The following is a 13,804-nucleotide window of genomic DNA, read 5'->3' on the forward strand; positions in this document are numbered from 1 at the left end:
ACAACCGAACCGTAACCGCCGCCATGATCAGCCATAGCCGGAAAACTAGCCGACCTAGCTCACGGTCGCTACCCAAAATCGCAACCCACAACCTCAACTGTGGATATGTGGATACTGTGAGGCCACATGCTTATCTAAATGGCATTGGCCCAAGAGGTCAAGGACATCACGGCGTGGGCGGGGCAGCGGAACGATGCGGCGCACGGGCAGTTCGACAGTCTGTCCAAGGCTCGCGCGCAGATCATGATCGACGGCATCAACCTATTCATCCAACAGAAGACCAATATCACCTGAGCGGATCCCAAAGCCGCCTGGCAGCTCCTCGGCTTGGCCCCCTCGTCGAAGCCGGTCAAGCCCGGGGAGCAGAGCGTGCAGTAGGACGATGGGGGCTCGGCGCTGCACAATCCGCACAATGGGAGGCCGGGCAGGTCGACGGGACAGCGGCTTTGAGAACGCTACGCCACGCAACGCCGCAAATCCATACAAATACTCTTGACCTGTTCTAATGCCCCCACTGGTGGTCTCCCTCAAAGCTCTGCGGCGGGATTGTGTGGCGCCTACGCTTCCGCACATCTAGGCCGCTGACCTGCATTGGGACGGCCGTAGAGAGCCAGGTAGGGGATTGCGCGGCGGCCCAGCCCCGTCCCACATGCGCGTATGGCGCGACCGCACTCCACACGATGCCCCACAAGATCGGGCAGGGAGCCGCCGAGGTGGCCGCTCGGCGCCGTTTGGTGTGTGGCTCGATAGATGGGCATGGCGGAGAGTCGATTATCGTGCGGAACAGCACCACCTAACTGTGCGATCGTCGTTACTCGACCGGTTCCCTTCAGCGGATGTCCTGCTGCCACGCGGTCTCGCGCGTCAGGTGACGATGATTGGCCCATTCCTGGGCGATCCGACGTCCGCCGGTGAGGAGGGTAGTTACGGCTGGGCGTTGGCTAAGCGTGAGCCAAGAGCTAAGAGACGAGGCCACATCAGGGGCAACGGGAGACTCGGTACCGTGGCGGGAGCGACCAACCCGGAGGAGCAGCTCATAAAGGGCCGTCGCCGGGAGGACAGGGGGAAGGCCGATAGCGGTGGCGGCCTGAGATGCCTTCAGAGGGATGGTGAGGCCGCTTGGATCGAGGTCCCCGAAATAGCGGATTTCGGTGATCCGGTGCTTGGCGGCGATCGATCGGATCGAGGCGCGAAAGGAGCCGCCAACTCCCCAGGCGACATAGCCAATCCGGTGATCTGAGGGCAGTGCGTTGACAATGGACCACCACGTGGTGGAGTTCTCGATGACAAGAAGTAGGTCGCCGTGGCCGACCCGATGGAACCGGCCCTTGTCGTCGGCGGCAGGGAACGTCTCAGTCAGGAGGGGAAGCGGTGGCCGGAAGGTGCGGAGCACCTTGTCGAGCCGAGTAGTGTTTGAGAAGAGGACGCCGCTTCTGAGAGTGTCGAGGGCTTTCTCGGGAACAGGGAATTCAGCGTCCGAACCATAAGTGCCGAAGATTTCCAGAGTGCGTTCGCGAAGCGGCAACGGAGTTAAATCGGGAGAGCTCTTTAGCCACGTATTAATGGCCCTGTATGCGGCCTTCTGTCGGGGGCCGGCCGTTTTCCAGAAGGCGGACATGTCGCTGAGTTCGGGATGCCAGGATGGCATGGGAACGGACGTGGTCCGCCGTGGTGTCTCGGGAAGCAGCCAGATTCCGATGGGCAGCGGGACCATGTCGGGGGCACGCTCTCGCAGTGGCCTGACGATGTGGTGCTGTTCGAGTTGAATGAGGAGCTGGGCCAGCACCTCCGGTTCGTAGGCGTTGTCGGGATTGCGATTGTGGACGAGCCGAAAGACGCCATAGACGTCCTGGATCGGGACACGGGTCTTGGCGCCCCTGCCGAGGCCCCTGTCATCGGCCCAGCGGCGGAGAAGCGCGGCGAGCTCACGCTCCCTTCGGGGGAGGGGCTTGTTCTGTGCCTCTGCCATGGCTGTAGATTCTCGCAGTGCTGATCCGGCCAACACCGTCGGAAGGCGGTAGGGCGTCGAGATGCCCCTTGACCCGCGCGTCAACGGACAGGAACTTGCGGGCGGACCTGAGATCCTCGTCGTTGCGAAGACTAATAATCAAAGGGAACTGCCGCAGCGCCCTGTCGTCGAAGAGCCCTGTTGTGTAGACGAGCTGGACCCCCAGTGCCCGCGCGACGGACAGCTGGAGGTCCAGCAGGTAGTAGGCGTTCGCCCGGCCGATCGGATTGTCTAGGAACAACAACCCGGCCCGGTGCTCCACGCGTCGGCCACGGTCGTTGCCGCGGAGCGCCGCCATGGTGCAGTAGAGCAGGATCGCGGCAGTGAGCTGCTGGCCACCCGAGAAGACCTTCTTTACCCGTGAGACCCTCTCGCGTTCGGCGCGCAGAGTGGTGTCGGGTTTGAGGACGTAGACCTTGATCCCCTTGGGAGTGGCCGCATGGACGGCCCTGAGGATCAGGGCTAGACCAGTTCGCTGGACCTTGCGGTTGTCGGAGATCTTCCCGGCGGCGGCTTCGTCGACGACCTCACCGAGACGTTCCATGAGGAGTTCGTTGCCGAGTAGTTCGAATTGGAAGCGGAGGAACTCCTCGTTGTGCCAGTCGCCGAGGCTGCTTGGGAGCCGGGACACCCGCTGGGCGGTGCGGAGAACACCAATCGCCTTGTCGGTCTCGCCCTTGAGATTGGTGACGATGTTCCGGCGGTGTCGTTCGGTCTGTTCCAGATCGTCGTTGAGGGACCGAAGCCGAGGCCGCAGTCGTTCCTCCCAGGCTGCGGCCTTCTCCGGGAGCTGCTCGGGTTCCGTCGCATTGATTTCGCGCTGAACAGCGGCGCCCAACTCGGCGAATCGGTCGCTCCTAATGAGGGTGTGCAGGGCCCGCCCTGACTTCCTCACCTGGTCGGCGTCCGCCAAGGCCGTCGATCGCGTGGACCTTCGGGAGGCGAACAGGACTTCGTACTCGTTGGCGGCGGATGCGTAGTCGCCTTCGTAGGCTGCCTCGATGGAATCCGTCAGATCTTCCTCGAGTCCCTTGGCAAGGACGCCGAAGGACCTGGCCGCCTCCTCTGCTCCCGAGAGTTCCCCTTGCCGAATCTCCAGTTCCTTCTCGCGTTCGGTGACCAGACGTGCGGCGGCGGCGTGCTCGTCGAGCGTCAGCCGAGTACTCAGGTCACAAGCCGTGACGTCCATCGGGAGCGGATCGAGGAAGCTGTCGACGGGCTCGGCCACTTTCTCGTCCCATGCTAGTTGGAGCCGTTGGGCCTCGTGCTTGCACACACCTTGGCGGACAAGCGCGTTCTGGTGATCCTCATCGGCCACGGCCCGAGCTTGCACGGCCGATTCGAGCGCTGACGCCCGGCTGGCCGCACTCGCACCCGCAGGGGTCTTGAGGAGGACTTGGGCACGTTCCCGGGTCTGCGAGTCGAGGGCTTCGTAGGTCGCCGTCGTGGCTGCCGCGGCCTTCTCCGCAGTGACCAGCCGCTCCATGAGATCCTCGTCGGTCGCAACCTGCTGGTATCGCTCCGCCGCCGCAGCGTAGAGTTTGCGCAGCACCGGGACGGGCTCTGAAGGGCGTGCGCCGGAGTCGCTGATCTTTTCAGCACCAGGCAACGCGGCACGTTCCGCGTCGAGGTCCCGCTTCGCTCGGTGCTGCCGGTCTGCCTCGCGAACCGCGTCGGTGGCCAGCCGGTTCTCGTTCAGGGCGTCGTCTCCGAGACTCTCGGCGGTCTCGCTCTGCACACGGGCGGTCTCGAGTAGACCCTTCCGTTCGTCCTTCCAGCCTGGGATCTTCTCGGCCTCGTTGGCGAGAGAGGTGAGGGTTCTGACCAGGTCCTCCGATTTCGTTCTTTCCTCCTCGAGAACCTGCCGCTTGACACGGGCGTGGAAAAGCCGACTCTCGTTCTGCTTCTTGGCCCTTTCGGTCGTGGCCGCGACCGCCGTCGCCTCGGTGAGTTCCGCTGCAGCTCGATCACAATCGCCTTCTAGTGCGGTGACGCGGCCTGGTGGATAGCCCTGCAGCCAGTTACGGACTCTGCTCAGAAGGTTGGTGTCCTCCTCTCGGGCCTCCGTGAGCGCGGCGATGGCCGTGTCCCGATCCCGGTGCCGAGACTCAATCCGCTCGTGTTCTCGTTCGGCGGCCGCCTCGTCGTAGAGCGCGGGTTTGAAGGGGAGCACGAAGGCGGGTACGCCGGCACCGGCCTGCTCCAGTTCTTCGGTCGTGGCGACGGTCACTGCCGAGGCCGACTGGTGACGCTCGTCGGACAGGATCCGGCGGGCGTCCTCAATGTGCTCTTTCGAGTTCAGGAGAATTCCGGCCACCAGGTGCGGATGGACGCGGACGAGTTCGCGCCGCCGGTCTCGGTTCTGAATGTCGCTGACATATCTCCATCCCGGCCATGCCTGAATGTTCTCCCTGAGCAGGACCGCGCAAGCCTCCTCTACCCCGGCCAGCGGCGGGAGCAAGTCGCCCTCAGCGAGCGTCAGGCGGTCGCGTTCGTCGTGTGCCTGCTCGATCATGAGGGCCACGATCTTGTGGGTGTGCTCGGCGATCGCCTCGGTGAGGAGTTTCGCAAGGGTCGGAGCATCCTGCTCAAGGAGGACGTCCCCGGTCTGGAGGAGTTCCGCGAGACGATCCTCCGCTTGGAGGATCGCGCGTCGTCGGTGAGCCTCCTCAACGGCGTCCCTCGCGGCGTCATGCCGTCGTTCGGCGTCCTTGGCCTCGAGATCCGCACTACGTTGATCGGCATCGAGACGTGGCCAGTCGTCGATGAGTTCGTTGACCTGCCTCTGAGCGCCGACCACTGTCTCGTAGAGATTCTGTCGCTTGTTCCGTTCGGTGGAGAGTGCGGTCGCGAGCGTCTCGGGCGCCTCGATGAGGCCGTCATTCACGGCTTTATCGAGCCGCCTCCCCACGCTGGAGATCAGGTCGGCGAGCGTGGCCGCATTCGCCGTCGCCTCGGCGGCCTTTCCGATCGCTGTTTGCTGCGCTTCTCGCGCAGCGGCTTCCCTGTCTCGGTGTCCGGCGGCCTCCTCATCGAGGGCCGCGGCGGCGTCGGCAGCGTTGTGCGCGAGGCCGAGGAGCGCGCGCGAGAGAGATATAGCAGCGAAAGTGCGGGCCTCCAGGAGAGGACGTGCTTGATCATCGCGTTCCTGAACAAGTTCTCGAAGACCTTCGGCCTCGGCGACGTTGCTGAGATGATCGAGAACCGTGCCGGTGCTCTGCCATGCGCTGACCTCGGTCTCGGCCTGGCGAGTCCTCCCCTTCGTATCATCCGTGATTCGATCAGCCGTCTGAAGCGCCAGTTTCGCTTTCCGGAGGCGCAGTGCTTGCTCGCGAATCCGGATGGCGGTGGCCATAGACTCGGCTTCCTTGACAGACACCTCGGCTGCTTTCACGCACTCCGCGAGGCTGGCCAGCGACGAACTCTCCCGGCTGCTGCGGGCGCTGATGCGTCCGGCGAAGGCGCTGAGTGAGGCTTGGGCCTGTACCAAAGCGTCATGTGAGACCGCGGCGCGCGCCGCGTCCCGTCGCAGCGGGGCGAGGAGCTCCAGCGTCTCCTCCACGAAGTCCCGTTCCAGGACAGTGGTGGCCCGTTTGGCAAGCTTCTCGACGTGCTCGGAGACGAGGTCGGCGAGCGGAGTCAGGTCCCGCTCGAGCAGGACAGCCCCCAGCAGGAAGTCGACGAACCGCTCGTCGGTCTCCATGGTGAAAGCCCGGACAGCTTCGCCTTCGCCCGCGTTCATGTGCCGCTGGTAGTGGAACAGTTCGGTGTCGATGCCGAATTTTCCCAGACGTTCGGTCCAGTCGCCGTGGCGCCTGGGCCAGTAGAGATCAAGATATGGGTCCTCGACAAACGCTGCGTTCAATTGGGCGCGGTACGCCTGAAAGGTCAGATAACGGCCCTGCTCGACGACCGGGAGACTCTCGAGGTTGAGCTTCTCGTTGGGAAACAGGCAGTACCACTGTTCGAGGAAGTTCTCGGCGGTTGCTGAAACCGTCTGCCCCTTCCAAGCCATGGTCTTCCCGGTGATCAGCAGGCGTCCAGTGACCGAGTGCGTCCACTCCAGGATCACGTGGGAGACGTCCTTCGCACCGACGAAGTCGCCCAGGGAGGATCCGTCCGAGCCACCAACGACGTTGCGCTGGCCTGGCAACAGGACCGAGAACACGAGCTTCAGCAAGACGGATTTGCCGCCGCCGTTCTCCAGGAATACAACGCTGGCTGACGACGGACGAACCACCTCCGGCGAGCCTGTGAACAGGTCCGCCTGATAACCCGTGACCGGACGGCCCGCCTTGCTGAAGTCCAGGAGGACGTTCTCGTACCGCGCCCCAGCGGGACCGACCGAACGGAGGTAGATTCGGGAGAGTTCGTACATCTCACTGGTCTCCCGCGAGCGCCGCTGAATCAGGTCGGCGAACGAGGCCACCCTGTGAGATGGGCGGACCGTTCATGATCTCAGTCAGCTCCTCGAACAGCCGGAGTGCCGCAAGCTCACGGACCTGGAGTTGGTACCGACTGGTTGTCCGGAAGACCCGGTCGGACTCCTCGGCCTCCTCGTTGTAGGCCGTGAGCATGCCTTCCTCGACGAGATACCTCACGACTCTGAGGACGAGCGCCTCGTTGGTGTGGGGCGCGGCCCTGTCATCCCGCGTCTCCGCGGCTTCCGGTCGGCGGGCGTACAGCCTCCAGACCCGTTCCAGTTCCGGTTCGTCCTGCGGCGGATCTCCAGTTTCGCCAGCCGCCGCCGCCCGTGCGTCCAACTCCTTGCAAATGTCTTGGACAACGCGGTCGATCTCTTTGACCGAGACCCGGCCGACGTGCTTATCGTCGGCGAGGTCAGCAGGGCTTGGAAAGCCCAGCGCCGCCGCCGCGAGGTGGACGATGCCGTGGAGGACGCGTTCAGTCTCCCGGTGCTGGGCCTGGCGGAACAGCCGGGCGTAAGGTTCGAGCTTCGTCTCGAAGAACGAGCCTGGAAGTGGTGCGAGGACGGCGCCGGCGCTGCCGGTGACGCCGATGACACGGAGCTTTAGCCCCGCCGCGTAGCGCTGGACGATCCGCTCGAACTCCGGATCCTCGTTGTAGCGTCGGACGAGCGCCGCGTAGTCTAGGTCGCGGAACGGACGGACTTTGGGCCGGAAGCCGTAACTGACGAGTCGGCCCGCGGCCTCGATGTCGTCCTCGTCGTCGAACACGGGGTTCACCGCTCACCAGCCCTTTCGTCGTTCCGCTCGATGAGCGCCGAGGTGACTAGCAGGTCGTCGCCGCCGAAACCGGGGACGTCGAGTGGTGTGTCCGTGGGGACAGACAGCCGAAGCCTGTGATCTCCTCTGCGAACGCTCGAGCGCGCTTCTGGCGCGAAGGCGTGCTGGGCCAGCAGCGCCACCAGGTCTGGAAGGTTCTCAAGGTCGGACTCCGCCGCCTCAGCCAAGAGGTCCGACAGCCTGCGGGTTCTTCCGGGGAGATCCAGCAGACGCTCAGCGGCATCCCATTCCGCGTCAGAAAATCCGCTGGCTTCGGGAAGTGGCGCGAACTCGGGTTCAGGCACTGGTTCGGCGTGCCGTGGCCGCTCGGCCGGGGGATCGAACAGCAGCCGCACGAGCCCCGCCAAATGGACGGGGGCGTCGGCTTCGGGGCCGCTGGAGGCCACGAAAAACCGTGCGACAGGTTCGGCGGCCTCGGAGACGGAGAGCGCCATCAGCGGCTTGAGTAGACCTCCGTATAGGTCAATGCCGAGGCCATTCGGCCGTCCGGAAAACTCCTGGCGGTCTTGCTCCTCGCGGAAGACCGCGCGAGCCCCGATCAGCCGCCGTTGCAGAATAGTGTGGCGGCGGACGCAGTCCTCGACGATGTCGACGAGTTCGGCGGCCACACGCTTGAGCACTGGATCGTCCGCCTCGTCTCGCGTCCGTGTGATCTGTGCCGCGATCCCGCGTTCCATGACGACACGTTCCTCGACGTGTTCCAGCGCCTCGTCCAGGAGCCCAGGCATCGTCTCCATCCAGTCCACCGACCACACGTTGCGTCGCGTGGCGTCGAGGCGTGCTCGAATCTCCTCGCCGAATTGGATCGTCCGAATCCGGGCCTGCTCCGCTACGAGTTTCGCGTCCTGGAGCCGCCCTCGCTTGATCAGGTTCCGAAGCCGGACCTCGGCGGCGATCTGCGCTGACTCGACGTCCGTGTCGAGCGCTCCGACCAGCACGTTGAGTGCTTCGTTGGAGGCCCTGAGCACGAGCCCGCCGCGCTCGTCCCGCTGCTCCTCCAACAGCCGGAACCGGAAGTCCAACCTGACGTGGCGGCCCTCGTCAGAGGTCACCCCGTAGGACGAGGTGAACCCTCGCTCAATGTGCTGAGCGTTGAGCAGGCCGTTCAGCACCCAGCGAGCTACGTCCGCCCACTCATTCACAGACCGATCGGGCGCGATCTGCCGAGCGTGTTCCGAGAGCCGCTCAATGACGTGGTCGTGCCCCGCACCAGTCTCGAAGTCTTGGGCGATCGCGACTATGTCGATGGCGTGCAAGGCCAATTCGGCCATCGGGTACACTTTTGCGTCCGCCCAGGTGACGAGCCCCTTCCTCTCATCGAGCTCATGCAGCGGCCGGGTGAGGGACAGCGCCTTAACTCTCTCGCTGAAGCTCCGATCGGATGATCCCCCAGATTCAATGACATCTCCTGTCACGGTAGTCACCGTAGCGTTCAGAACAGCACAGTGCTGTCGTTTTCTCAGTCTTGCGTCTGGTTCTGCCGTGGAGTCCGTCTGCTTCCCGAGCAAGCTCACACGAGGGCGCATCGTCGACCGAAGTATCGACACCAAGGCGAAGTCCATCCACAGCGAACCGGACGCACCTGTCCTGCCCGATCCACCCTTTGGGCGAGTTGGTAACCAACTGCGTCGCACTGGCCCACTGACGGTGGAGTATCCGTCCCCAGACCCAACCCAACAGGCCCAAGCGGACGACCTCAGGGTGTTCAATTCATTACACAGTGTGATAGTTTGACTGGGAACACAAGCCGCTTATCGGCTTCTCGGTCGTGAGCGACCTGGGTTTTCGCAGGTCAATACAGCGCTTAGGCACTGTGACCTGAAAGCGGAAGGTTGGCGGTTCGACCCCGCCCCTGCCCACCGCCAAGCCTCTGACCAGCCGAAACATGGTCAGAGGCATTCTTTCTTGCGCCCCGAAGCCGCCTCAAGCCCTGGTCCGGTCGAATCGATAGGCGGAAGAGGTTCAGTATTCGGACGTCGTTGCCGGTCGGGTGAAGGCGAGGGCCTGAGATCCTTGGGCGCCGTCTGCTTGATGGCGATCAGGTGTGGGGGTCGGTCGGACCGTTGAGGATCCGGCTGACAGTGCCAGCAAGCCGCCGCAGTACGGAGATAGGAACCGGCTTCTTGCTGAGCTGGAAGTCGAATTCCCAGCCGCCGTCCTGGTGCTTGACCCTGATGTCGATTTTCGTTTGCAGCCAGGTGACGATGGCCGCTAGGACCACGAGGTCGGTGGCTGCGGTCTCGGCTCCGAGCCGGTCGCTCGTCGGGGGGTCGGCGAGGATCGCGTTCGTCTGGGACGCGGTGTCGGCGTCCGCGTTGAGATGTGGCAGGAGCCGTCGGGCCGCCGCGTCCCATTGGACCTCGCCGGAATGGGCCGGCGCGTTTCCACCACGGATCAGCAGCGAGTCGACTAGGGCGTAGGCCTCGTCACCGCTGTACGGCGTGTAAGTCACGGTGGAGTTGAGGTCCTCTACCAGTTCCTGCAGGGACAGCAGTACGGACTCGTATGGGAGATCTTCCGTCAAAGTGGGCTCCAGTTTCCGAACAGGGCGAACGCGGCCCAATGGTAGGGATGGGCGTGCCATGGCCGGTCGGGGTTTTGGATCATCCTGCGCTGCACCTTCCAGATGGCCTGCCAGAGGGGCTCGCTGGGGGTGGCAGGCAGTTCCCGGTAGAGCGCTGCCAGCATGTGGCGTGAGCTTTCCTCAGCTACATCCCAGAGCGGGGCCACGACAGCGGAGACGCCGGAAAACAGCAGCGACTGGGCCAGTCCGGTCACTCCTTCGTCGCTCTTGCGGTCCTGGGTGCCTGCAGAGCAGGCCCGCAGCGTCACCAGGTTCAGACGCACCGAGGCAGCGGCGATGTCCGTCGGCATTAGGAGATGCTCCCGGCGTACATCGACGGGGAGGGCCGAGGGGTTGCGCGACGGGCGTGCACCGGCGTGGGCGAGCAGGAGGCCAGAGTCGAGATGCTGCCGGGAATCGAGGTGGCCGTGGCAAGTGAGATGGGCGATCTGTGCAGCTGGCAGGGCCGCCAGAACTCGGTCTCTGGTGACGTCGGTTCCGGCGAACTCGGTGACGTCCCAGCCGGCGGCTGGGTTGAACAACCGCGCGTCGCGTTCCATTGACGTCGGATCCGGGTCTTCGCGTGCTGCGACGCCGGCGCACAGCACTCTCGAGGCGGCCATCCTTGGCTCCGCGAGTGGTTGGGACTTCAAGAGCATCGTGGCGCTGAGGACGTTGACGACTGCGTGCCGGACGGCCAGATGTTCGCCGTCGGGCAGGCGCAATGCCGGCAACGGCAGGCTAAGGAGCGGCTCGTCCGGGGCGATGCAGAGCAGGTCCTGGCCGGAGACGTCGCCGAGGAAGGAAAGCAGTGGCTCGGAGAGTTCATCGAAAAACGCAAGCGTGCGTCGCTCTGGTCGCCTCGGGTGCAGCGGAGCGAGGGGCGGGAATCGATCGGGGTCGCCGTTGAAGGTCCGCCGCAGCCGGGACTCGACGTCGGCGATCACTTTCGCGCCCAGGGGGGTCAGGTGTACGGAGAGCTCGTGCTTCGCCGGTACGTAGGTGAAGACGACCATACGTTCTCGGGCACACAGGTAGGAGACGAAGGCCAGCTCTGTCCGCCCCCGTAGGTGCTCGCGCAGCTGGCGGAAAGTCGCGGGTTCGGTGGCGGGGCCGGCTTTCTTGCCGATCGCGGGGAGGGTCTTGGCCTCTTCGTGCAGGTCGAAGGCTAAGTGGAGGGCGGGCCGGGCATCGGGCAGGCGCAGGCCTGAAACATTGTCGGCTAGCAGCAGTACGAGCTGCTCGTGTACGCGACGGAACGACTGTACGGTGGCACCGCGATCTGCGGGATCGGGTGCGCTCAGCAACTCGCCGCGCAACCGCCACAGCAGGTCAAACGCCTCTTGGCGGTCGGCCAGCGCTGGACTACGCGCCAGGATCTCGGCGAGGTCCGAGGCAACTCGACGCTCGTCACCACGGCCTGCCCCTCGGGCCCGAAAGTCCGGCCGGGCCAGCACCGCCCGAAGCCCCCCTGCGGCGGCCTCGTCATCGCCCTGCGCGGCTTTCAGACGAGCTTCGCCCAACACGAAGGAGTTCATGAACTGAGGATCGCCCCGCTCCAGCGTCTCCATCATCACTAGAAAGACCAGCGGGTTTCTTAGGAGCGCGTCAGTCAGCCCGTCACCGCGCTCCAACCGATCCGCTAAGTACTGCGTTGCCTTTCGTCGCCAGCCAGCGTCACCATCCTCCGACAGCCGATAACCGTTCACGCAAGCGGCAGCGGCCTCCTCGAACCTCCCTTCGGCCGCCGCGATGTCACCGAGCCCGAAGCAGGCGATGGATTGGCTAGCCCCGGTGATCTTGTACCGTGCGAAGGTCTGCAACACCCGTTCGTAACACGTGCGGCCGGTCTCCGGATCGGATAGCAGTGCGATGTTGTTGAGTGCGGCACCCGTCTGCGACGGGTTCCCCGCCGTCTCGGCGCGCTGTAGCAGTTGACGGAACGCGCGCAAGGCTGTTTGGTGACGGCCCGACTTCCAATAAGAGGCCGCGAGGTTGGTCAGCGCCATGAACTCCAAGCGGTCATCGCCGATCCGGGCCGCGGCTGCGGCTGCGGTCTCGTAGCAGATCCGGCCGAGCTGGTACGACCCGACATCTTCCTGGAGTAGACCCTCCATGTTCGAGAACCGCGCCACCGCGTGCTCCGCTGGCGTCGAATTCCGATACTGGGACGGAATTCCCTTGGCGGAGGTGTAGAGCAGTACACCGAGGGCCTCGCGGGAGCGGCCGAGGCCACGCAGCGCGTCCGCCAACACATGCCGCGCAGCTGCGGCGTTTAGGAATTCGGAGTCGGGCAGCGGCAGGCGTTCGGCCTGCCGTACGAGTTTCAGCGCGTGATCGACCTCGTCGCGGTAGGCCAGGTCACCGATCTCGGCCTCGATGGTCATCCGCGCGCCGGCGTCATCGGCGACCAGTTGCCGCGCTGTTCCCCCGGCGGCTAGGTGACGGCGGCGGGCATCGGCCCGGTCGATCACCGACCTTTGCTCACGGACGCGCGCGATAGTGAACCTCACTTGGGCGGCCTCCGCAGGCCGCACGCTCTCCTCGAACCGCCGCGCTCGCTGCTCCATCTCGGCGACGAGGGAACCGAGGGTGTACTCCTCGGTCGCCGTCTCCAAAACATGTGCCAACTCTTCGATGGACAGTGCGGCGAGAACACGGTCAGCGAGCTCGCTCACAGGCGTACTCCGACGACCCTCATGGCCTGGATCACAATTGCGCGGTCCTCATCATCACGCGCTGTCTCCCAGGCCAGCGCGAAATGTCGGCGGGCCCGTCGCTGATCGTTCGCGTGCGCATAGAACTGTGCGATGTGCAGATGCGTCTCATGTTCAACGGTGTTCTCCTTGGCCAGGCCGTCGGCGATCCGACGGGCTTCTTGCCAGTCTTCCCGGGCTCGGGCCGCCATCATGAGCCCTACGCGATAGTTCTGGTTCTTCGGATACCGGCGCACCCACTCACACAGTTCGGTCTCAGCAACTGGATCGCCCCTCCAGGCACGAGGGACGAGCCTGTTGCCGCGCTCCGCCCAGGCGTCGAGCGTCCTCTGATAGGACGGATCAGCCCGTCGGCTGCGGACGAGCTCGAGTAAGCGGGAATGCGGTGCCCGCTGTTCCAATTGCAGCAGTGCATTCTGCAGTTCGGAATTTTCTCCCGCACTCAGGAGGCCGGCTACAAGCAGCTCCAATGCTGCGGGGTCGTCAGGGGCTTCCGCGTGGGCGTCCCGCGCCGCCTCCAGCACTTGGTCCGCTGTGATGGCGCTGCCCACCGTGTTCACTAGGGTGATCAGAATCCGGATCAACTTGACTCGGTCACCCTGCTGTGCTACCCCGTGCTCGATCCGCTCGTAGAGGGCTGCGGCCTGACGCTCGAGGAGCTCCCTGCCCAGAGCGGCCTGTCCCTGCGACCGCGTGTACTCGACCAACCTGTCTTCAGCCAGCCCACGCAGCGACGGCTCGGAGGCATGGGCGACGGCCGACTCCAGTGACCGACCAACGGCCTCGAACTGCCCGGAACTGAGCTGTGCCGCCGCTAGGTTCAACCACCCTGCAGTATCTGCCGGATGTTCCTCAACCAGCCGCTCCAGAGTTTGGAGGGCAAGATCCGTTAGACCAGCGATGGACTGTCCGACCGCGAGGCGGTTCAGCCTCCCCGGATCGCTATCGGCGGCGTCTGCTCGGAAGCTTGCAAGCAGAGCCTTGCGCTCACTCGGCCCAGCTCGCCGAAGCCGATCGAGGGCTTTGTTGTCGGAAGCACCTAGCAAAATCCAGCGCCAGTCCAGGACCGCCATGAACCCTCCGATCGGTGTAGGACACACATCGGCCTCGGAGGCGTCCGAGGGACCTGTTTGTTGGACTATCCAGGGGGCTGACAGGTTCCTTGCTGAAGGCGCACGGGCGTTTGCTCCCGCGATGCCTGCTCTGTGTCTTGGTCGGCCGAGATCGACCTTCGCCGCCGACGGGCTGAAGA

Annotated in this window: 8 protein-coding genes; 1 reads left to right on the plus strand and 7 read right to left on the minus strand. The window is 64.6% G+C overall.

Features of this window, described 5'->3' with window-relative positions; translation table 11 throughout:
• Nucleotides 1-138: 138 nt before the first annotated feature.
• A complete protein-coding gene (locus ABD808_RS20430) occupies nucleotides 139-294 on the plus strand; it encodes a hypothetical protein (RefSeq protein WP_344899012.1) in 156 nt (51 codons plus the stop codon).
• Between the two features lie 535 nt (nucleotides 295-829).
• Here the strand turns inward: ABD808_RS20430 and ABD808_RS20435 are convergent.
• The 7 genes from ABD808_RS20435 to ABD808_RS20465 all read right to left on the minus strand — a co-directional run bounded on the left by ABD808_RS20435 (nucleotide 830) and on the right by ABD808_RS20465 (nucleotide 13,625).
• A complete protein-coding gene (locus tag ABD808_RS20435; RefSeq protein WP_344899014.1) occupies nucleotides 830-1,969 on the minus strand; it encodes a hypothetical protein in 1,140 nt (379 codons plus the stop codon).
• Complete coding sequence (locus ABD808_RS20440) at nucleotides 1,926-6,437, minus strand: coiled-coil domain-containing protein (protein ID WP_344899016.1); 4,512 nt, start codon at nucleotides 6,435-6,437, stop codon at nucleotides 1,926-1,928. The genes ABD808_RS20435 and ABD808_RS20440 overlap by 44 nt, the downstream gene beginning before the upstream one ends.
• The gene (locus tag ABD808_RS20445) at nucleotides 6,388-7,203 is read right to left on the minus strand and encodes a hypothetical protein (RefSeq protein ID WP_344899018.1); all 816 of its coding nucleotides are present in this window, start codon (nucleotides 7,201-7,203) and stop codon (nucleotides 6,388-6,390) included. The genes ABD808_RS20440 and ABD808_RS20445 overlap by 50 nt, the downstream gene beginning before the upstream one ends.
• A 5-nt stretch (nucleotides 7,204-7,208) precedes the next feature.
• A complete protein-coding gene (locus ABD808_RS20450; RefSeq protein ID WP_344899020.1) occupies nucleotides 7,209-8,687 on the minus strand; it encodes a hypothetical protein in 1,479 nt (492 codons plus the stop codon).
• A gap of 623 nt (nucleotides 8,688-9,310) precedes the next feature.
• A complete protein-coding gene (locus tag ABD808_RS20455; RefSeq protein ID WP_344899022.1) occupies nucleotides 9,311-9,796 on the minus strand; it encodes a hypothetical protein in 486 nt (161 codons plus the stop codon).
• Complete coding sequence (locus tag ABD808_RS20460; RefSeq protein WP_344899024.1) at nucleotides 9,793-12,513, minus strand: CHAT domain-containing protein; 2,721 nt, start codon at nucleotides 12,511-12,513, stop codon at nucleotides 9,793-9,795. The genes ABD808_RS20455 and ABD808_RS20460 overlap by 4 nt, the downstream gene beginning before the upstream one ends.
• A complete protein-coding gene (locus tag ABD808_RS20465; RefSeq protein ID WP_344899026.1) occupies nucleotides 12,510-13,625 on the minus strand; it encodes a hypothetical protein in 1,116 nt (371 codons plus the stop codon). Before ABD808_RS20465 ends, ABD808_RS20460 begins: the two co-directional genes overlap by 4 nt.
• Between the last annotated feature and the right edge of the window lie 179 nt (nucleotides 13,626-13,804).

It is taken from the genome of Actinomadura meridiana, assembly GCF_039537545.1.
Lineage (GTDB): Bacteria > Actinomycetota > Actinomycetes > Streptosporangiales > Streptosporangiaceae > Spirillospora > Spirillospora meridiana.

Coding starts and splice junctions, on each gene's coding strand:
- ABD808_RS20430 (WP_344899012.1), top strand. CDS start 139: ATGGCATTGGCCCAAGAGGTCAAGGACATCACGGCGTGGGCGGGGCAG.
- ABD808_RS20435 (WP_344899014.1), bottom strand. CDS start 1,969: ATGGCAGAGGCACAGAACAAGCCCCTCCCCCGAAGGGAGCGTGAGCTC.
- ABD808_RS20465 (WP_344899026.1), bottom strand. CDS start 13,625: ATGGCGGTCCTGGACTGGCGCTGGATTTTGCTAGGTGCTTCCGACAAC.